The organism is Leptolyngbya sp. FACHB-711, assembly GCF_014695615.1.
Lineage (GTDB): Bacteria > Cyanobacteriota > Cyanobacteriia > Elainellales > Elainellaceae > Leptolyngbya_A.
In genome coordinates, this window is the sequence record NZ_JACJOR010000531.1 from 1 (window position 1) to 20,352 (window position 20,352).

General features: G+C 51.8%; 18 protein-coding genes. 7 read left to right on the top strand and 11 right to left on the bottom strand.

The genetic code is table 11. From position 1 onward, the window contains the following. Together H6F80_RS26175 and H6F80_RS26180 are read left to right on the top strand one after the other, a co-directional pair. Window positions 1-255 (top strand): permuted SH3 domain-containing protein (locus H6F80_RS26175; protein ID WP_518523656.1); only part of this gene is annotated, 255 nt, incomplete at its 5' end. Next, complete coding sequence (locus H6F80_RS26180) at window positions 252-3,599, top strand: efflux RND transporter permease subunit (protein ID WP_190794451.1); 3,348 nt, start codon at window positions 252-254, stop codon at window positions 3,597-3,599. The genes H6F80_RS26175 and H6F80_RS26180, both read left to right, overlap by 4 nt. Window positions 3,600-3,603: 4 nt before the next feature. Here the strand turns inward: H6F80_RS26180 and H6F80_RS26185 are convergent, their stop codons facing one another. From H6F80_RS26185 to H6F80_RS26195, 3 genes are read right to left on the bottom strand one after another with little or no spacing between them, the layout of a single operon-like run. Further along, entirely contained in the window at window positions 3,604-4,023 is a 420-nt protein-coding gene (locus tag H6F80_RS26185) for a PIN domain-containing protein (protein WP_190794452.1), read from the bottom strand. Beyond that, a complete protein-coding gene (locus H6F80_RS26190; protein ID WP_199296848.1) occupies window positions 4,020-4,334 on the bottom strand; it encodes a hypothetical protein in 315 nt (104 codons plus the stop codon). Before H6F80_RS26190 ends, H6F80_RS26185 begins: the two co-directional genes overlap by 4 nt. A gap of 33 nt (window positions 4,335-4,367) precedes the next feature. Beyond that, on the bottom strand, window positions 4,368-5,240 hold the full coding sequence (locus tag H6F80_RS26195) for a lipid kinase (RefSeq protein WP_190794453.1): 873 nt from the start codon (window positions 5,238-5,240) through the stop codon (window positions 4,368-4,370). 374 nt (window positions 5,241-5,614) lie between these two features. Here H6F80_RS26195 and H6F80_RS26200 point away from each other — a divergent pair, with 374 nt between their 5' ends. Beyond that, a complete protein-coding gene (locus H6F80_RS26200; RefSeq protein WP_190794454.1) occupies window positions 5,615-6,331 on the top strand; it encodes a biliverdin-producing heme oxygenase in 717 nt (238 codons plus the stop codon). A 354-nt stretch (window positions 6,332-6,685) separates the two neighbouring features. On the opposite strand, the gene H6F80_RS26205 is transcribed toward H6F80_RS26200, so the two are convergent. Next, entirely contained in the window at window positions 6,686-8,914 is a 2,229-nt protein-coding gene (locus H6F80_RS26205; RefSeq protein ID WP_190794455.1) for a lytic transglycosylase domain-containing protein, read from the bottom strand. Window positions 8,915-9,329: 415 nt separating this feature from the next. On the opposite strand from H6F80_RS26205, the gene H6F80_RS26210 reads away from it, so the two are divergent. Further along, window positions 9,330-10,796 (top strand): leucyl aminopeptidase, encoded by a 1,467-nt coding sequence (locus H6F80_RS26210; RefSeq protein WP_190794456.1) that lies wholly within the window; start codon window positions 9,330-9,332, stop codon window positions 10,794-10,796. Between the two features lie 273 nt (window positions 10,797-11,069). Here H6F80_RS26210 and H6F80_RS26215 read toward each other — a convergent pair whose 3' ends face one another. After that, window positions 11,070-11,651 (bottom strand): chromophore lyase CpcT/CpeT, encoded by a 582-nt coding sequence (locus H6F80_RS26215; RefSeq protein ID WP_190794457.1) that lies wholly within the window; start codon window positions 11,649-11,651, stop codon window positions 11,070-11,072. 256 nt (window positions 11,652-11,907) lie between these two features. On the opposite strand from H6F80_RS26215, the gene H6F80_RS26220 reads away from it, so the two are divergent. Continuing rightward, the gene (locus H6F80_RS26220) at window positions 11,908-12,135 is read left to right on the top strand and encodes a hypothetical protein (protein ID WP_190794458.1); all 228 of its coding nucleotides are present in this window, start codon (window positions 11,908-11,910) and stop codon (window positions 12,133-12,135) included. Here H6F80_RS26220 and H6F80_RS26225 read toward each other — a convergent pair. Continuing rightward, window positions 12,110-13,000: a DUF3598 family protein gene (locus H6F80_RS26225; RefSeq protein ID WP_190794459.1), complete on the bottom strand. Its 891-nt coding sequence runs from the start codon at window positions 12,998-13,000 to the stop codon at window positions 12,110-12,112. The two genes, H6F80_RS26220 and H6F80_RS26225, sit on opposite strands and share 26 nt — an antisense overlap. 376 nt (window positions 13,001-13,376) lie before the next feature. On the opposite strand from H6F80_RS26225, the gene H6F80_RS30965 reads away from it, so the two are divergent. Then, window positions 13,377-14,801: a septal ring lytic transglycosylase RlpA family protein gene (locus H6F80_RS30965; protein WP_347277931.1), complete on the top strand. Its 1,425-nt coding sequence runs from the start codon at window positions 13,377-13,379 to the stop codon at window positions 14,799-14,801. 15 nt (window positions 14,802-14,816) lie between these two features. Here H6F80_RS30965 and H6F80_RS26235 read toward each other — a convergent pair whose 3' ends face one another. From H6F80_RS26235 to H6F80_RS26250, 4 genes are all read right to left on the bottom strand, one after another. After that, the gene (locus H6F80_RS26235; protein ID WP_518523657.1) at window positions 14,817-15,527 is read right to left on the bottom strand and encodes a PHP domain-containing protein; all 711 of its coding nucleotides are present in this window, start codon (window positions 15,525-15,527) and stop codon (window positions 14,817-14,819) included. A gap of 146 nt (window positions 15,528-15,673) precedes the next feature. Then, a complete protein-coding gene (gene ispF, locus H6F80_RS26240) occupies window positions 15,674-16,153 on the bottom strand; it encodes a 2-C-methyl-D-erythritol 2,4-cyclodiphosphate synthase (RefSeq protein ID WP_190794460.1) in 480 nt (159 codons plus the stop codon). Between the two features lie 86 nt (window positions 16,154-16,239). Continuing rightward, window positions 16,240-17,139, bottom strand: a complete 900-nt coding sequence (locus H6F80_RS26245; RefSeq protein WP_190794461.1) for a hypothetical protein — start codon at window positions 17,137-17,139, stop codon at window positions 16,240-16,242. A gap of 307 nt (window positions 17,140-17,446) precedes the next feature. Next, entirely contained in the window at window positions 17,447-18,202 is a 756-nt protein-coding gene (locus H6F80_RS26250) for a histidine phosphatase family protein (protein ID WP_190794462.1), read from the bottom strand. A gap of 265 nt (window positions 18,203-18,467) precedes the next feature. Between H6F80_RS26250 and H6F80_RS26255 the strand changes: the two genes are divergently transcribed. Continuing rightward, a complete protein-coding gene (locus tag H6F80_RS26255) occupies window positions 18,468-19,535 on the top strand; it encodes a fatty acid desaturase (protein WP_190794463.1) in 1,068 nt (355 codons plus the stop codon). Window positions 19,536-19,655: 120 nt separating this feature from the next. On the opposite strand, the gene H6F80_RS26260 is transcribed toward H6F80_RS26255, so the two are convergent. Then, window positions 19,656-20,352 (bottom strand): FTR1 family iron permease (locus H6F80_RS26260; protein ID WP_190794464.1); only part of this gene is annotated, 697 nt, incomplete at its 5' end.

Genomic DNA, 20,352 nt, shown 5'->3' on the forward strand with positions numbered 1-20,352 from the left:
AGCGTGAGCGGAGAAAGCGATGCAGCGCAGGCAGCAGCCGGATCGAAAGTGACCTTATTTGTGGTGCAGGGCGAAGGACAGGACGCAACAACCGTAGCGCGATCGATTGAAATTGGCAGCCGGGAAAACGGTAAGGTTGAAGTGCGATCGGGTTTAAAGCCGGGTGAAGCCTTTGTGGTGCGGAGCAGCCAGCCGCTTAAGGAAGGGCAGCCCGTGCAGTTCAGTATTTTGTCAGAAAGGGGACAGTCGCAATGACCCAGGATGGACGATCGCCAAATTTCCAGCCTTCGCGGAAAGCCTTTAGCATCAGTTCGGTTTCAATCCGGCAACATGTTGGCACCCTGATGCTGACGCTAATGGTAATTGTGCTGGGCGTGTTTTTCCTGGTGCGGCTCCCGGTTGATTTGCTGCCGTCGATCACTTATCCCCGGGTGTCAGTGCGCGTGCAGGCTCCGGGCATTTCGCCGCAGGTGGCAGTGGATGAAATTACCCGCCCGCTGGAGCAGGCTCTTTCGGCAACCGATGGCGTGGAGCAGGTTGTTTCTCAAACGCGAGAAGGGCAGGTCAGCGTGGACCTGTACTTTCAGCCGGGAGGAAACATTGACCAGGCTTTAAATGATGCGACTGCTGCTGTCAACCGGGCAAGAGGGGATTTACCCGATACGGCGGAGCAGCCAGAGTTATCTAAGTTTGACCCGTCTCAGTCGCCGGTTTACGAGTTTGCCCTTACGTCCCAAACGCTTCAGGGGGTTGATTTGCGCGTCTTCGCTGATGAAGAACTGGCGCGAGAACTCACGGTTGTTCCGGGCATTGCCAGCATTGATGTAGCAGGCGGACTTCAAGAAGAAGTGCAAATCAATCTGGATCTCGATCGCCTACAAGCGTTAGGAGTCGGTCTCAACGATGTGCTGACGACTCTGGAAGACCGTAACCAGGACACCTCCGGCGGACGCATTTCCGGCGGCAACACCGAATCCCTGACGCGAACGATCGGACGTTTTCGCACGGCAGATGAAATTCGCAATTTGTCGTTTGATGTGAATCGTCCAGCATCTCAATCCGGTTCACAAAACGCTTCACAGGGAAATTCACAAATCAGCTCACAAACCTTTCCTCAAACTGTCTCTCAGCGTGTCTATCTACGTGACTTTGCTCAGGTCAACGACAGCACAGAAGACCAACGCGTTTTTGTCACCCTTAATGGAGAACCTGCGGTTAAAGTCAGTGTTCAGAAGCAGCCGGATGCAAACACCATTACCGTGGTCGATGGCCTCAAACAAAAGATTGAATCGCTGCGATCGTCTGGTGTAATTCCTCAGGATTTGCAGATTACAACAACGCTAGACGAGTCTCGCTTTATTCGCAACTCGATTTCTAACGTGACCTCTTCCGGTCTGAGTGGGGCAGCATTAGCGGGAGTTGCCGTGCTGCTGTTCTTGGGGTCGCTGCGGCAAACGTTGATCATCGTGCTAGCGATTCCTTTGGCGTCGCTGGTAGCCATTATGCTGATGGGAGTGTTTGGCTTGTCCATGAACGTGTTCAGTCTGGGAGGGCTGGCGTTGGGCGTGGGAATGGTGGTTGACAACTCAGTCGTAATGTTGGAAACCATTGTCAAAGGGGTTAGTACGTCTCGCAACAGCGGAGATTCCCACGGAGAGGAGAATGGCAACGGACATCACCCTGCCCCTTCCAAGCAGTCCCGTGCCCAGATTATTGATGAAGCAGAGCGCACCAGTCAGCAGCTTGAGTCAGCTCTGCTGGCTGCCACCACCACAAACCTTGTTTCCGTGATTCCGTTTCTGCTTATTGGCGGCTTTATTTCGCTGCTATTTAATGAGCTGATTCTAACCGTGAGCTTTGCAGTGGCGGCTTCGCTGGTCGTGGCGTTGACGGTCGTGCCGATGCTTACCTCTCGCCTGCTGGCGGTGCGGTGGTCGAGTCGGGTGGGCGACTTCTGGCTGCTGCGAAATTTTCGGCGGCGGATTGAGGATGCAACGGTGCTCTACGGTCGCTTTCTGGGGCGGGTGCTTCAGCATCGCGTGGTCGCGATCGTCCTTGTTGTTCTCTTACTCGGCGGTGGTAGCGTGCTTATGGCAAGGGGAATTCCACAGGAAATCTTGCCGCGCATCAATACTGGACAGGCAAGACTCATTGCTCAGTTTCCGCCGGGAACACCTCTAGAAGACAACCGCAAGGTCATGGAGGCAGTGAACGAGCTGATGCAGCAACAGCCGGAGACGCAATTTGTGTTTACCACTTCGGGCGGTTTCCTCTTTGGCAGCAACACAAGCGAGAACCCTTTGCGCGGCTCCAGCAGTATTACGTTGAAACCGGGAACTGATATTGAGGCATTTGTCGATCGCATGAACGGCGAACTCCGAAAGCTCAATCTGGTCGATACGCGGCTAAGGCTATCCCCAGACTCAGTGCGGGGTCTGGTACTGAACAACTCTCCGGTGCGCGGCGGCGATATTGACTTGGCATTGCAGGGAGACAATGAACAAACGCTCAGGCAGGCAGGGGCGCAAATTCTAGCTGCCCTGGATCAGCAAGCAAAACTAGCTCGCTATCGCCCGGATGCTGACCCACCTCAACCAGAAGTGCAGATTCGCCCAGATTGGGAAAGAGCTGCTGCTCTGGGGCTTTCGGCACGGGATATCGGTGAAACCATTCAGACGGCGATTGAAGGCAGCATTCCCACGCAGCTTCAGCGGGGCGAACGGTTGGTTGATGTGCGGGTGCAGATCCCATCTGATGCAATCCAGCGACCAGAAGCACTGCGGGGCATTCCTTTATTTACAGAAGACAATCGCCTCGTACGTCTGGAAGAAGTGGCAACGATCGAGTCCGGGCAAGCTCCGGGACAGATTCAGCGCATCAATCAGCGGCAGGTGTTTCTCATTGCCGGAAACCTTTCGGAAGGGGCAAGCCTGGGTGATGCCATTGCTGAGAAAGATGCAATTATCGGTCAGCTTCAGTTGCCGGAAGGCGTGTCGTTCCTGCCCAGTGCCAGTGCGGAAACATCAAAGCAAATTCAGGACGCGGTAATTCTATTAGGTGGACTAGCTTCTTTCCTCGTGTTTACTGTGATGGCAGTGCAGTACAATTCGCTGATCGATCCGCTGGTGATCATGCTCTCGGTTCCGCTGGCTCTGGCGGGCGGTATCCTGGGCTTGTTTTTAACGAATACGGCGATCGGCGCGACGGTAGCTGTGGGAGCCGTACTGCTGGTGGGAATTGTGGTGAACAGCGCAATCATTATGCTCGACCTAGCGAACCAGATCCGCGCTGAGGAGGGAGCTGACCCCTATACGGCAATCCTGCGGGCTGCACCAGAGCGTCTTCAGCCGATTCTGATGACCACCATTACCACCGTCATCGGGATGTTTCCCTTGGCATTGGGCATTGGCGAAGGCTCAGAATTCTTGCAGCCATTAGGCGTCGTCGTGTTCGCCGGACTCACCGTTGCCACTCTGCCCACGCTAATCATCATTCCCTGCTTCTACACCCTGTTCCACGATATTCGCTGGCGAACCTGGCGTAAACGGCGATCGATTCAGGCACTCCAGGGCGTTTCGGAACCAATCTCTCAGCGGTAATTTCCTACTCCGTTGGGACAAGCTGCTCAAGAAGCCGCCTAACAGTTAGCACTCGAATTGGGGAGGCAGCGAAACGTAAATCGCGCGTCACGATTGCATCCAATCTTCGGTCGAATGCACAGGCAATTTGCACAGCATCCTCAAAATCTGGGATTTCAAATTCCAGAGCATGTCGCAGAACAGCACGATTAACTGGACAAATTCTCATTACTGCCAATATTGTTCTAACCGCTTGTCTTGCTCGCTCAATGCTTTGAGTATGGCGCCTTGCAATGTAGAAAATATTGGTCAAAGTAGTCGCTGTCGCATAGCCAATCGCCAGTCCTGATTCAATTGCCTGAAACAAAGCGGCTGCATCCTCCAAAAACGGCTCCCTTTCAAGCAGAAAATCCAGAATGATGTTTGTATCTACCAAAATTTTCATTGCAAGTATTTTTCTATCCGTCGTTCCTCTAGCAGCTTTTGAACTTCAGCATCAGTAGGAGTTGGCTGGTCGGTTTTTAAGAGTCCGCCCATCTGGCGAATTGCAGCCGCCCGTCGTGCTTGACTTTTTGTTGAAGCAGTACTCCTCACAAGAGCCTCGATCGGAGCTAATGATGCCGATGAATCATTTGGATGCTCAGGCACATCCTCAAGTGACTCGGTAATGAACTGCAAGAGAGTACGCCGATCGCTCGCCGATAATTGCAGGGCAAGCTCTTGAACTTCTTGCAGGGAGATTTTTGGCAGAGACATTGTAAGACTTATTGGAAGCTCAGTATTTAGATTTTAATTCCCAGGCACAAAGACGCGAATCGCCTGGGGAATCACCTTAAACTGAGCCGGGGTTTCGGTCGTAATTTCGCCATCGGTATCGAGCGCGGTTGGAATGCGGGTGTAAATCATGAATTCTTGGCTATGCAAAATCCGAACCCCGCGTCCTGCAGCATATTGTCCGCGTGTGAGGGCAGGCAGTAGCCAGAAAATTTGCCACCAGTGCTGAAGTTCCATGCTGCACAGGTCGAGTCGCTGGTCGTTGATTGCTGCATCTGCCGCTACGGTTAAACCGCTGCCGTAATATCGCCCGTTGCACACAGTAATCTGGTAACTCTTGACGCGAATTACTTCGCCATTGCAGTGAATTTCAGCACGGAGCCGTCGCTGTTTCAAAATGAGCTTCAGGGCAGTCACCGCATAGGCAACCACGCCCCATTTGCGCTTCAGGTGTTTCTCGACCTGGCGATTAATGCTGGCACTCAGCCCTATCCCTGCCACGTTAAAAAAGTAGTGCCCATTCACCCAGCCCAGATCAATTGCCTGAATTCGACCCTGAGCGATCGTCCCACAGGCTTCCGTCAAATCCGTCGGAATTCCCAGCGTTCGCGCCAGATTATTGGCTGTGCCCAGCGGCAATACTCCCACAGGCAACTGAGTTTGCAGCAGTCCTTCGATCGCCGCATTCACGCTGCCATCTCCGCCGCCGATCACCACGCAGTCCACCTGATGCTGATATTGCCGAATCACGTCTGGAAAGCGATCGGGCGTGGCTTCAACCGGAGTCAAATCAAGATTTTGCGCTTCGAGCGATCGTTTGACCTGTGCGCTAGATGCCGCTCCGCGACGAGCGTGAGGATTAATTAGCAGCAGTGCCCGTTGTGTCACGATCGTTCTTGCCTCATTTTTCTTGCCTCATTGTTTCCGCCTCATCGCTGTTGGCTCTCAGTTAGCTCCTTTCATTATGGTTCTACTAAGATAGTTTTCATTATGGTTCTACTGAATCGTTTTCCTCAGCTCTCAAGCCCTGGATTCTTAAAACACTCCCCTTGTAAATTTTAATTTTTGCAACCGATCATCCCACCTGCGTAAGAATTTTTAACACAAACGCTCATCAAATCAGTTTACTGTAACAATCTAGGTGCGCCTTTCGATATAGTTTTTCCTTCAAGCACCTCGTGTTCTCAGGTGCAGTCACCGAAATTCGGTAACCCGTTTATCCATATCAAACCTTAATTGAGACGTTGAGTAGGAACTTTAGCATGAGCAGTAATCTCGCAACAAAGCTCAGAGAGGGTACGAAAAAAGCCCATACGATGGCGGAAAACGTCGGTTTTGTGAAGTGCTTTCTCAAAGGCGTGGTAGAGAAAAATTCCTACCGCAAGCTCGCAGCAAACTTCTACTTCGTGTATTCCGCGATGGAAGAAGAAATGGAGCGTCACCGGGAACACCCTATTGTTTCTAAAATTTACTTTTCTGAGCTGAACCGCAAAGCGAGTCTGGAACAAGACATGCGCTACTACTTCGGCAACAACTGGCGAGAGCAAATCGAGCTTTCCCCTGCAGGCGAAGCTTATGTGCAGCGCATTCGTGACATTTCCAACAACAGCCCCGAACTGCTGATTTCCCACTCCTACACGCGCTATCTGGGCGACCTGTCTGGTGGACAAATTCTCAAGAACATTGCGCAGCGCGCTATGAACCTGGCTGAAGGTGAAGGCACGGCTTTCTACGAATTCCAGGACATTTCCGACGAGAAGGCATTCAAGGCAAAGTATCGCCAAACACTGGACGAACTGCCCATCGATGAAGCAACCGCCGATCGCATTGTGGAAGAAGCCAATGATGCTTTTGGTATGAACATGAAGCTGTTCAACGAGTTGGAAGGCAACCTGATTAAGGCGATCGGTCAAATGCTGTTTAACTCGCTGACTCGTCGCCGGACTCGCGGCGCAACCGAGCTGGCAACCGCTGACTAGGGCGAACAAATCAAGACATTGGCTCATTGAGTCATCAGGTGTCAGATTTCAGGTTTTTTCACACCGTCATCAGGCAAATCGTTTGTGATTGGGTGAAAGAGACTTGAGAACTGGCACCTTAGTTGTTGGTCAAGTTTGGGGCGTTGCTGAATTTAAGTATTGATTCGCCCCCCTAGCCCCCCAAAGTTGGGGGGAACTACTCTTCAAAGTCCCCCAGCATTGGGGGATTTAGGGGGCGATGCAGGAGCTCACTTGGGTTCTTCATATTTCGATTCAGCAACGCCAAGTTTTGTTAGTCGAGTTTTATTTAGGGTCAGATCCAGACCCGGTTCTTCCAGGTTTTCAGTAACTGAATTAATTGCGATGAAGCACAGCATGGTTTTCAGAAAACTGAGCCAGCTTTGCAGACACTTCCGGGTTATAAATTCGTAGATAGTTCCAGTAGTTTTCTAATACCGAAGTAACATACCCCTTAGTTTCGGGATAGGGAATGCGTTCAATAAACTGATCAGGATCGATCGCCCCAAATTCCTGCACCCACTCGGCAACAGCACCCGGTCCCGCATTGTAGCTGGCAACGGCAAGCAAAGAGTTGTCTTGATATTCGCGATGGGTGTAGTTGAGATACCAGGTTCCGATTTTGATATTGTCGGTTGGATTCTTGAGATTGTAGTTTTTGAGGTTAATCTGGCTTGCCACCCACTCCGCCGTTTCCGGGATGACTTGCATTAAGCCGATCGCCTCTGCCACAGAAACAATTTCCGGTTCAAAGCGGGATTCCTGGCGCATCAGGGCAGTGATCAGGAGCGGGTTGATTTGCTGCTGTTGGGCGGCTTGCTCGATCGGCTTCAGATATGGGAACGGATAGAGTGCTTGCCAGTAAGCGGGCTGCTGCTTGATTGCTTTTGCCTCTGCTTTTTCAGCAGCGGAGTCACGCCACCCCAGACTGGAGAGCATATAGATGCCGTCTAGATTGTCGTTCACACCAAGGCGCAGCAGTCCATCGGTAAATTGTTCTGCCACAGTGGGCTGACGATAGTTCGTGAATTCCACTTGCCACTGCGACCAGGCGTCGCGTTTTTGACCCAGCCGATATAGTTCTTTAGTCGCGTCTGAGCCTGCCAGCAAATCGGGACGAATTTCGGGTTTGACAACCTGGGGCTGCTTGGTGCGAACCGAGGAAAAGTCGCCTACGTTCTCCCAACCCAGACTACTTGCCGATCGCCACGCATAGTAGGATTGCGGGTACTGGCTCAGGGTGTATTCAAACGCTTTCGCAGCTTCTTGCGGTTTGCCCAGTGTAGTTGCCCACTTTCCGACCCAAAAAGAAGCTTCAGGGGCGAGTTCGCTGTCAGGATTTTGCTCTACAACCTGCCGCGCCCATTCCCAGGCAGCCTGAGCATCGCCCTTTTTGGCGTTAAGTTCTGCCTGCTCCCAACGGATTTCGGCTGCCGTCTCCGATGCACTGTACTGCGTGAGAATCGACTGTCGGGCTTTTAGAGCCGATTCATTGCTGCCCATCGCTTGCAGCAGCTTTGACTTTTTCAGCAGAGCTTCCGCTGCTTCGTTGGGAAACTGGTTGATGGCTCGATCGAGATAGCCGATCGCCGCCTGCGGGGTTTCTGCCAGGTCAGCCAGACGCACCAGTGCCATCCCGGTTTCCTTCGCATCGGGAAAAGCCTGAACCAGGCGATTATAGAAATTGTAAGCAGTTTGCCCCTGTTCGTTAAGCTGCGCCCCTCGTCCCGCCCGATAGAAATTCAGCGGCGTATTTGGAGCCTTGGCATAGGCAGAAGCCGCACTGCCATACAGCCCATTTTCCCAGGCAGCAAAGCCGATCGCCTCCCAGTCTTCAGGCTTGAGTTGACGGGCGTACTCGGTTCTTAGACGATCGAGAATGCCGCGAATATTAGGCAGATAGACTGCGTGACGTGTCAGCAGCAGAAGCATTCCTGGCTGGTTGGGTTCTTTCTCTAATCGCGTGATCGCAATTTCAACGCTGCGGGGGTGGGCCGGAAACTGGTCAAGCGCCTGATCCCAAAACTGCGGATTTTGCTTGCCCAACTGAAACAATGCTTCTGCAGCGATCGGAGCTTTAGGGTATTGCTCGACAAGCTGCTTCCAGGTCGCTTCAGCTTGGGCAGAGTTCCCAGTTGCGCGGTAAGCCTGCGCCCGCTTTGCCAAAATCTGCGCTGCCAGCACAGGGTACTCTTTTTCCAGTCCCTTCAGCCAAGGCAGTGCCTTACCGCCATGATCCTGCTGAATCAAATCGCTTGCCAGTAAATAGCGGGCACGACTTCGATCGATCGAAGGGGAACCCTTAGCAATTGCTTCCAGCTTTGCCGCCTGTTCTGCCGCCGCTTGAGTTGCCAGAGGCAAAACCGCTGAGTCCTGCGCCGAAGTCAAATTGAACGAAGCCGAATTTAATTGTGCTGGAATCGACTCAAAAGATTGAAACCAGGAGCTGATCAAGGGTACATGGCGAATTTTTCCGGTCAGCGTCAGGGCGGAGGCAGTCGCACCTGTCAGCACGGTTAGACCGATCGCCGTCAGCAGCACTTGCTTTTTGGGGAGCTTGAGCATGAAGCTGGGGGAAGAGGACAGTTAAACTTCAGTCACTTTAACAAATGCTGAGCGAATCGCGGTGATGTTTACGAAGCGGATATTTGAAAACTAAAGCTGCGATCCGAACTGCCCCCTCACCCTCCATTTCTACCGGGGAAACGAGAAGTTTTTGGGTTTAGTGCTTGAGGTTTGCTGGCTCCCTAAATCCCTCAATTCTAGAAGGCTTTGAACGATCGGGAAGCCTATTCCAATCAGGGCAATGCGGGCCTAGGGGCAATGTGGGACAGTTGCGACCGCTTAACCAATCTGTAAGCAGAATTTTGTTGATTGATAACGATGAGTTCTGTTGGTTCACGAACGAGGTTCAAACGGAGATCCAAACTCAAAACAATACGCAATACTGGAGGAAAGTTCTTTTCAGGTGATGTCAAGCATGGAGCTTCGAGGAATTGACACACCCCGGCTAGAGTGGTCGGGCGATTGTTTAGTGATTGGCTTGTTTGAAGACGACGTTGAGCTATCTGGCGATTTGGCAGAACTCGATCGCAAATTTAACGGCGTCCTGTCTGAGCTAATTGCTGAAGTCGAGTTTAAGGGGAAAGAAGGCAGTACGGCAGTTACGCGCACCGGAACATTGCCTAAAAAAGTCGCGATCGTTGGTTTGGGCAAAGCAGACGGACTAAAGCTAGACACCCTCAGGCGATCGGCTGCCGCTGTGGCTCGGTTGGGCAAGCGGGAGAAAGCAAAAACGCTAGGAATCAGTCTGCCCGTCTGGAACAGCGACCGTGTACAAACCGCACAGACGATCGGCGAAGGCATTGAACTGGCACTGCATCAGGACAATCGGTTTAAGTCGGATACCGAAGAGAAAGGATCAAAGCTGGAGACGATTGAGCTATTGGGTTTGGGCGGTCAAGACGCTGCCCTGACTTGTGCCCGCCAAATTGCCTTGGGCGTGATTCTTGCCCGTGAACTGGTTGCCGCTCCCGCAAATATTGTGACGCCGCCTGTGATGGCAGCAACCGCCGAAGCGATCGCCCGTGAGTACGGCATGGACATCCAGATTCTGGAGCAGGAAGACTGCGAAAAGCTGGGAATGGGTGCATTTTTGGGAGTGGCAAAAGCCTCTGACCTGCCGCCTAAGTTTATTCACATCACTTATCGTCCCGAAGGTACGCCCCGGAAGAGAGTGGCGATCGTCGGCAAAGGACTCACTTTTGATAGCGGCGGCTTAAACGTCAAAGGGGCAGGCAGCGGCATCGAAATGATGAAAACCGACATGGGCGGGGCAGCGGCTACACTGGGCGCAGCTAAGGCGATTGGCGCACTCAAGCCAGATGTGGAAGTGCATTTCATCAGTGCCGTTACCGAGAACATGATCAGCGGTCACGCCATGCACCCCGGCGATATTCTCACTGCTTCTAACGGCAAGACGATCGAAGTCAACAACACCGATGCCGAAGGTCGCCTAACGCTAGCAGACGCGCTGGTGTACACCGAGAATCTAGAACTGGATGCGATCGTTGATCTGGCAACCCTGACCGGAGCCTGTGTGATTGCTCTAGGCGATGACATTGCCGGAATGTGGACAGCCGATGAGTCGCTCGCCAATCAGCTTGCCCAGGCGGGCGAAACCGCAGGCGAAAAATTCTGGCGGATGCCGATGGAAGAAAAATATTTCGACGGGCTGAAGTCAGGCGTTGCCGACATGAAAAATACCGGACCCCGACCGGGCGGCGCAATTACCGCAGCACTCTTCCTAAAGCAGTTTGTCAAAGAAACCCCTTGGGCGCACCTGGACATCGCTGGACCTGTCTGGGCAGACAAAGAAAACGGCTGCAATAATGCTGGAGCGACAGGATTTCCGGTGCGGACGCTGGTGAGTTGGGTGTTGAGTTAGGGTGAGGGGATGAGGAGGTGCGAATTTTCAATTGTTCAATTGTGTTCAATTGATAGATAAAGCGGTGAAGGGGGCGATCGACGAGGTTCAAGAACTCAGCGTAATGTCTGATCAACAACCTTCCGATTCCCCATTTTCCCACCTTCCCATCTCTCATCTCCCATCTCACCGAGTTTTCTTTGAACCACTGCTTAAGTATCTTTGCATCAGGAAGGATTACGGGTATCGAACTTATCTTTTAGCAATCGCGAATGTCAGTGGGGTTCCAGAAGTTTATTCTTGGCTGGAGTACTGTTTAATTTTCTGAAATTCATAGGCTCCCATCACTGCGCCCCACAGTGCCTGTCCTGTGGTTGAATCAACGCCCCGATCGAGACTCAAAAAGCGATCGACACTGACTTCAAACCCTAATACGACCTGACGAGTTTCGCCGTTGTACTGAAAGCAGCATTTTGTGTCCGGTTCTGGGCTAGCTGTAAAGCAGTCATTCTGAAACTGAATGCTGAGGCAACAGCCAGGAAGGAGCTCCAGATCCTCTAAAGTAATTCGCTTCAAAAGTTCAGGATTTAATCCTGCGCCGCGCACGCGATCGGGCTGACGAAAGCCAAAATACTGCGCCTGAAACTGGGCGGGCTGCTCGGTCGGTTTCAGCACCCACACCCGCTGCCGGTAGGGATTGTTGAGATACAGTGCGTTTGCCTGCTCTGCAAAAAGGGTGGGATGTCCGTCAATGGCGATCGGAAAAGGGCGATGCCACAGCCGCAGATGCACAAACCAGATTGGCTGATTGAAGGCTTGAGCCTGATTGTCGAATTCTCCTGTCAACCACTGGGTCAGCGTCGCTAAGGTAGACATAAAAAAGGCAATAAGAATTCTCTGTTTTGAGTGCTCTGTTTATGATTGTGTAGCAAAATAAACATTCTGGCAGCCATTGGACAGGGTAATTCGATCAGACGAGACGGTGAATACAATCGGGAATGCCAATGTCAGCGTGAAGTTGATGCAGGAAGGACGATCGCACTAAGGACTAAACGACATATTAAACGCCTCGATCGATGGCAGAATGAGGGCTGACGCACGATTGAGATGAATTATTTAACGGAGAACAAATATGTGGCGGGTAATCATTCAGTGTTCTGCGGCAAGCTGGCGTGACCATGGCACTGAGTTTAAGACGATCGCCGAGCAGTATCCAACAACACTACTGGCTTCTAAGAAAATGAAAGATGATGAGCGGCGAATTATGGAATATCAGCTTGAGAACGTCAATGATGTCGAAGAATTTATCGAAGCCTGCATGACGCTGGACGGATTCACGGCAACCTTTGAGGCTCTTTAACTTCCAACCCTGATTCAACCTTCAACACGGATGGGGTTCGATGCTCTGTCACCAAAGTAAGACTGCTCCAGCCGCCCTGCGCGTCGTAGCTGCGAATCATGCGCTGTCTCAAATTTGGCTCAATTAGCCAGCCTGCCTCTAGCAAGAAGGGCTTATCTCTGGGAACCGTGAGGGGCGTATTAGAAGAAGCTCCATCCGGCAGCAGCAAAACCTGAATCGGAAAGCTTCCCTGGTCAAACAGCAACCGTGAACCCTGAATCGCTGCGCTGGAGGCAATTTCAATTTGGGGCAGGGTCAATTTTTGGTGCAGTCTTTCCGCTTCTCGCCAGATCGAGAGATGCGTTGGATAGTGATCGGGGCTACGCCAGTCCGGGTAAAGGGTAACGGCTTCGCCCTGCCAATTGCCCAGTAAAGCGTCAACCGTCAGCAGCGGACGATGACCGGGGGAAGTGTTCTGCCGATGTTCGCGAATCAGCGTCAGCCTAGAAAGCCGACTGTCCTGGTCAAAAAGCTGCACCAGCCGTAACCGTCGATCGCCCAAAATGAAGCCTAACTCCGCTCCAAATTCTGCAAAAGGACCAAACTGAAGCGACCCCTGTGAAAAGGCTCCGTCTTCAAAAAACAGTGTACTGCGGTTCAACGAAGAGTATTCCAGGACTTTGTTTTGCTGAAGTGTTCCGTCTGCATTAAAGTGCTGAATCGTTTGGCGAACGGTTTGATTGTTGTTGATTCCATCTAGCGTAATGATCGATCGCACATCTTCTTGTACGCTACCATCCGTCTGAAGACGGGTAAATGATCCTTCCCAAACGCCCAGATTCAGCAATAATCTATCCCATTGAGAAGTTGCGTTTAGATGTGACATTTTTTAATAATCTCTAAGAACGTTAGGAAGAGATTTTTGTGAAAGGAGAGTAATTGATTAGAATGGTTTATGTTGACTCCTATGTTGACAGCCCGTACTTCCTAAAATTATGGTCTCAATTATGGTCTTCGATGTGAAGCAGTTTATTGAAGGAGGTACTGGTTCCGTAGTCTCTTTATTAAATTTTACAAAATTCGCTTAACAAGCTTAATTCTGTTTTTGTCCTGATTCCATCTGCGTGAGTTCCTAGCGCTCATCTACCGCAGCATTCACTGTTTGATTCATGAATTTGTTTTCCTGGTTGTGGATTGTTTCCTGGATTGGTAGTTGTTTATTTACACAGGCTCTATTGAGAGCAGCTCATGCCTCTCCCCCAGTGCCTCATGCATCGGTTTCAAGTCAATATAGCTCCCCGTTGGTTGCCGTTCTATTACAGGCTCCGTCTACGGTGAAGTCTCCACTGGTAAAGCCTCCGCTGGTAAGGTTTCCGGTGAAGGAATTAATGTTGCACAGCAGTTCTTCTGATAGGGCAATTGATTCGCTCTTTTCCCAGTCAGCCCTACCTCACTCCACTGCTCTATCAAGTTCCTTTCTATCAAGTTCCTTTGCTTCGGCTGCTTCGGCAGAAGGCGTCACAAAAATCACGGCTGCTTTTGCGTTGCCTGAGCTGAGCAATTCAGTTGCCCAACTCCCCTTTGATCTGCTTCAGACTCATCCCGTCACTGCGCCCACTTATCCTGCTAACAGCACCGTATCCCATCGCCTGCTGCAACTCGTGAACCACCTCTCGCGCTGGACAAAGGGTATCAGCGAAGCACTACGCCTGGTTCCCCTGGTGACTGTGGTGCAAATCAATCCGCCGCCTCTAGAGGTCGATCGCTGGAATGTGCTGGGATTGGACGATTTGGGTGTTCCTCCTGCTGAGGCTGCCGATTTTCCCCAACCGTCTTGTTTGGGCGAAGCAACAGAAACCTTTCCATCCACCCTGACTTCGCTGTTTCAGGTGCAGGTGCGCGGCAAGCCGATCGCCGAATTTCCCACGCAGCAGCAAGCAGAACAATGGGCTGAACGCCTGCAACGGGTCATTCAGATGGACAACTTTGACCCACAAACGCTAAAACCTGTCCTGCTCGACGGCACACCGGGCGGTAAAGCAGGTGAAGTGCCGATCTTCTGGGTTGAACCCGAACTAGCGTTGCAGCTCGATCGCAGTGCTGAGCTATTAGCCATCACCTGGATTAACAATCTGAGAACGGCACTCAATGTTCCCGCCCTGAGCCTGGTCGAGTCTCAGAAACAAATGCACGATCTGGTGGTCACCGACGATCGCCTGGAAGGAACCGCGTCCTGGTATGGTCCCTATTTTCACGGTCGGTTAACTGCTACAGGCGAAACCTTTGACCAGACTGAGCTGACTGCCGCCCACCCGTCGCTGCCTTTTGATACTTACTTGAAGGTAACAAACCTGGAAACGAGCAAAGCGGTGATTGTACGCATTAACGATCGCGGTCCCTACTTTGAAGATCGATCGCTAGATCTGTCTCGTGAAGCGGCGCGCTGCCTCAACAGCGAAATTTCTGGCGTGGTTTCCTACGAGGCAATCATTATGAAGCGTTCTTCTGGGGCGTTTGATGCAGCTTCTGTCGAGGAAGTTCCGACTGACAGCCCGACTGATGCAACGGATCAAATCGCAGCGAACGACTCTTCTCAAACCGCAGCCAGCCCAGAGGAACAACTGCAACCCGTAGATTCCTCTAGCAGCGCAGAAACCCCGGCATCTTCAGAGACAGCAAACCCCTGACAACAAGCTGTGCTCCTATAAGCGTTGCAGCAGGCTCATCCCGTGCGTATCTGTACCGCAGCTATTCAGGAGTCCACATGCTTGTCCCAGAGCTTGCACCTCTGACGTTTGGCGGGGGCTGGACTGCCAGGGAGAAGGATTTTCATAAGCATAAAAGGTTTCAATCCCATCAATTCCCGCCTGTGCGGCTGCCGGAATCAGCTCTTTGGGCGATCGCCGATAGCGGGCAGGATGGGCCAAAACTGCCAAACCTGCTGCCCGGTGCAGTGCTTCAATCACCTGTTCTGCCTGATACCCTTCTCCCCCAACCGTTGCGCGATTCAGGTAGGGGGCGATCGCCGGATGCTGCGGGTCAAAGGCATAGCCCAGAATATGAACTTCCACATCCAGCAGTCCGGCGTTAATCTCTACCCCAGTCCAGAGCCGAGGCATCGCCGCTTCCGAGTCAGTAGTGCGCCGCTGATCCAGCCATCGCTGCGCGACCTGATAGCCGCCAACGCTGTGATGATCCGTAATCGCCAGTCCTTGCAGCCCAATCTCGATCGCCTGCGCAATCACTTGCTGAGGCTGAAGCCGCCCATCTGAGTGAACGGTATGCATGTGAAAATTATAGGATCGGGGACAGCTTGTTACAGTCAACGATTGAAACACTGTCCGTAGCGCGTCTCTATCCTGTGCTGAAACACTCGAACTTAATGCCAGGTCGATCGCCATAGTTTTTTCCACGATCTATCTTCACGATCGTTTACGTCCGCTTTCTACTATAGCGAACCCCCCGATCGTTATGTCTAACCCCGCACTGTTCAAGCCGATTGCGACTCAAGCAGACCCATCTCCCTATCCCCTCATCCCCCTCACTCACCCATCCACCCTTATTCCCGAATTAACAACGCCACCGCATAAGCCGCAATCCCCTCTTCCCGCCCGATCGGTCCTAGTTTCTCATTCGTCGTGGCTTTAATGCTGATACAGTCGGGGTCAAGCTGGAGCACAGTTGCCAACCGATCGCGCATCGCGGGAATGTGGGGTTTAATCTTCGGACGTTCTGCCACAATCACCGAATCCAGATTATTAATGCGCCAGCCGCGTGACTGAATTAGCTCATTCACTTTTTGCAGCAGTATCAGGCTATCTGCGCCTTTCCACTGTGGATCGGTCGGCGGGAAATAGTGCCCGATGTCCCCTAAGTTCAGAGAACCGAGGAGCGCGTCCATAAGCGCATGGGTTAGCACGTCAGCATCGCTATGACCGAGTAGCCCTAAATGATGGGGAATGTGAACACCGCCCAGGATCAAAGGACGATCGCTCACAAGCTGGTGAATATCGTAGCCGTTGCCTATTCTGAGATTCATGAATCGATTGAGACGTGCCCGAAACTACTTATAGCAATTGGCATCATAGCAATTGGCATTGCGATCCATCGCTGGCGATTGGGCGGCTATTGGGTCTGCGCGGCTTTGTCCAGCGCAATCTGACTGTTTTGCCGATACTGTTCAACGCGATTTTGAGCCGTGGCATAGCGCGAATCCGTTGAGGCAACCTGAGCCATTAAATCGGACGCTTTTTGCCAGCGACTCGCCACTTCTAACCATTCTGCCGAAGTTTGAGTAGTCCGGCTAGAAGCAGCCGTTTGCTCAGCCAGCCGGACTGCTTCCGCAAAAGGGTCGGATGAGGCTGAGTTAGCCACCGATGGGCTGGCAGGAGCCGAGGGTGAGGAAGTCGAGATCGAAGTAGAGCCTGCCGCAGCCGGACTTGCCGAACTAGTTTGGGCTGACGAAGCAGGGGACGACGCACTGACCGCACGATCGAGCACAAGACGCTCGTACAGAAGCCAGCCAATAACCAGCACGCCCAGGCTAAGCACAGCTCCACCCAGCAACCCACGCCAGAACTGCTGCTTTTCTCGTGAGAGGCGGCTGACCGAAGCTTTTGGTAATGTGGGTTTCGACGGGTCGGGCTGATTGTCCTGCCAGTCTCGCGCAACTCGCTGGAAGAAGTTGGGTTTCTTCAGGGTAATTTCTTCTGCCCACAGCACTTGTTTATTGCGATCGCGGCTGATTTCCTCCAGCCAGAGCAACTGCTGTTCCCGCACAATTCGGCTATTGATATTAACCCGACGAATGTGCTTCGGCTGAATAGACTCTAAAATCTGCTGCACCTGGGGAACTAGAATTGACTGCTCAAGCTGCTCTGGCTTTGCCGCCTCACACAAAAGCTGCAAAACCCCTTGAGCTAGAACGGCTCTAGTTCTCACTCCAGAACTGGCTAACTTCTCGTTCAGAATCTGAATGATTGCGGAGACGCTGCCTTGGCGTGCTTGTCTTGCAATGTCATCCATCGTATTTTCTACCGTAATAAATGGAGATTGAATCTGGGCAATTAATTCGGGCGATTAACTTGGGCAAATCAATTGCTCAAGAAACGTGAATCCATTGCAATCCTGCTCGATTCCGATTGATTTCGACTCACACTGACCAACCCTAGCGACTGAGAACTCTCCTGATTCGATCGGAAATCTTGCTGTGCAATTCTACCGAATTTTGTCGCCTTCTCATGCAAACCGCTCATCAAATTCACTAAATTAATTTTCCTCCATCAATCTATAAGGGAAAAATCAATAAAAAAATCAATTGAATGGAGATGCTCTAAACAGGGTTGGACGCTAGATGGTGATGGTCATTAAAGCGGCGAATTTGCCATAAATCCGTGTTAAAGCGGTTTTGGTCGGTGCGATGCCAGCGCGATCGATCGATCCAAAATTCAAACAGTGCGGTATTGCGGGGATGCAGTCTCCAGGAGCGATCGCAGCCCAGAAGTTCGGCTATCAAGTGCTGCATAATCCAGCTATGGGTAACGATCCAGATTTGTTCTCCGTCCTGGTGGCGATCGAGCAGTCGCAGCATAAACGCACGGGAACGACTGCGAGCGGCTTCGAGCGATTCTGCACCAGGGATTTGAATCCAGTCGGTCGAGTTTTCAAGCTGTTCACAAAGCTCAGGATATTTGGCTTTGGCTTCTGCCCAGGTTAAGCCCTGAAAAATACCGTTTTGAAATTCGCGCAGTTCGTCGGCATATTCCACGGGAATCGATTGCGTGGTTGAGAGAGCGATTCCAGGCTCGATTGGATCGAGTAGATCATCAACCAGATCGCTCACCACCGCAGGCAGCGGCTCAGCCAGAAACCGCGACAGTAAGATTTCGGTCGTCTGTACGGCGCGTTTTTGAGGGCTGCTGTAGACCCAAGAGGGCTTCCAGGCTTCGTTTAGGAGTCGATGCGCTAGCTTTTCTGCCTGTCGTTTGCCTTCTGCCGAAAGCTCAAATTCGCCGTGCCCCTGCATGCGTTTTTGTTGATTGCCCACCGACTGAGCATGACGGATAAACAGCAGCTTGAGCGGCTTCATGGCCTGATTCCTCAATTTTTTTCTGAGGATACCTCAATTTTGCTGACTTGCTGGCGGCGGTCAGGATTTTCAAATGGATGCTTCGAATATATGATAAGCTGACTAAGTTTTGTGACAGAATGCCCGTCCTGAAGGACGACTGGCGTTTGCTTGTTTTTGCCGCCTGATTTTTGTCACAATATACGCTAATTCAGGATTGCCTGCTCAAATTTTTGTGGGGCAAGCTGATTCCTGCTACTTGTTTTTCCCTTCTTCTAACAATTGCATGACCCTATCGACTAACCCGCCTGAACAAATCTCGTCTATTCCGATCGATGCAAAGCAGCTTCCCCTCAAGGACAATCCTTTGCGTCTGAAGCACATCCTCAAAACTCTGCCCAGGGAGTGCTTTCAAAAAGATATGCGGCAAGCGTGGTCTGCTCTTGGATTTAACGTGTTAATGGTGGGTTTGGGCTACTGGGGGTTGAGTGTCGCTCCCTGGTTTTTGCTGCCTGTACTGTGGGTATTTACTGGGACTGCCCTCACTGGGTTCTTTGTTCTGGCGCATGACTGCGGACATCGATCGTTTGCAAAGCAGCGTTGGTTAAATGATTTGGTGGGACACACCCTGATGCTGCCGCTGATTTATCCTTTTCATGCCTGGCGGATTCTGCACAACCACCACCACAAGTACACCAACAAAATGGACGTGGACAATGCGTGGCAACCTTTTCGTCCAGAGGTTTACACCCAGTTTGACTTTGCGCTGCAGTGGATCTATCGTCGGGTACGTGGTCGTTTCTGGTGGCTTGGGTCGATCGGCCACTGGGGTAAGCTGCATTTTGATTGGCGGCAATTTCAGGGTAAAGCCAGAGAACAAGCCAAATTTTCGGTGCTGGTGGTGATTGGGTTTGCGGCGATTGCATTTCCCGTGCTGTTTGTGACAACGGGCTTCTGGGGCGTCGTGAAGTTCTGGCTAATGCCCTGGCTGGTGTATCACTTCTGGATGAGCACCTTTACGCTAGTTCACCACACAATGCCCGACATTGCCTTCCAGGAGCCGGATCAGTGGCACGAGGCACTGGCTCAGCTTTCGGGTACGGTTCACTGCGAGTATGCTTTCTGGGTGGAATGGCTCTGCCATCACATTAATGTGCATGTGCCGCACCATCTCTCAACAGCGATTCCGTCCTACCGTTTGCGAATGGCACACGAGAGCCTGCGGAAAAACTGGGGCAGCTATCTCTACGAAACCGAGTTTTCCTGGGCACTGATGCAAGAAATTACCGATCGCTGCCATCTCTACAGCGCTGATCAGGGCTATCAGTCATTTCAGGACTATCACAGCCGCTAGATTTAAGGCGATCGAATTGGTGGCTTAAAAAGTCATATAGCCTTTCCAGGAGGATGGATAACCATCCTCTTTTTTTTGGCTTTGTTGGCTTGATTGGCTTGATTGGCTTGATTAGCTAAGTTAGCTCTGCTCCGAAGCAGTCTTATTTGAATGAGGAGATTGCTTGCGATCCGTTAAACTGCGACCGTACAGCCCTCCCACAATTGCTAGAAACAGGATATAACCGATCGCCTGCGCTAGATAGAGCGTTTGCGTATAGCCAAAGAGTGCCTTCAGCAGAATTCCCGGAAACTGACGATCGGGCAGAATGCTACTCAAATCCCATACAAGCGGACCCAGCAGACAGGATGACCCCTGACCAATACACCAGTTTGTATCAGGATTGATTTGCGCCAGCAGTCCGATTGCCCGATCAAAATGGCGCAGCGCAGACACGACTAAGCCCGAAACGATCAGCAACAGCAGCACCCCCATGGTTTGAAAGAATTGCCGCAGGTTAATCTTGACACCCAGCCGAAATAGCAAAACGCCGATCACCGTTGCGCCTGCTAGCCCTGCCACGGCTCCGACTACCGGAAGCCAGCCCTGCTGAAATTTTGCCGCGATAAACAGAACCGTCTCGAAGCCTTCGCGCAGTACGGCGATCGCAATCAGTCCAAACACGCCCCAGCCTGTACCAGTTTCGCCGTTTTCGCTTTTGCCAAGCGCAGAAGTAATTGCGCCTTCCACCTCGGACTTCAAGGCTTTTGCCTGCTGGGTCATCCAGATCAGCATCCAGCTTAATAAGCCGATTGCCAGTAAACTAAATCCGGTTTCC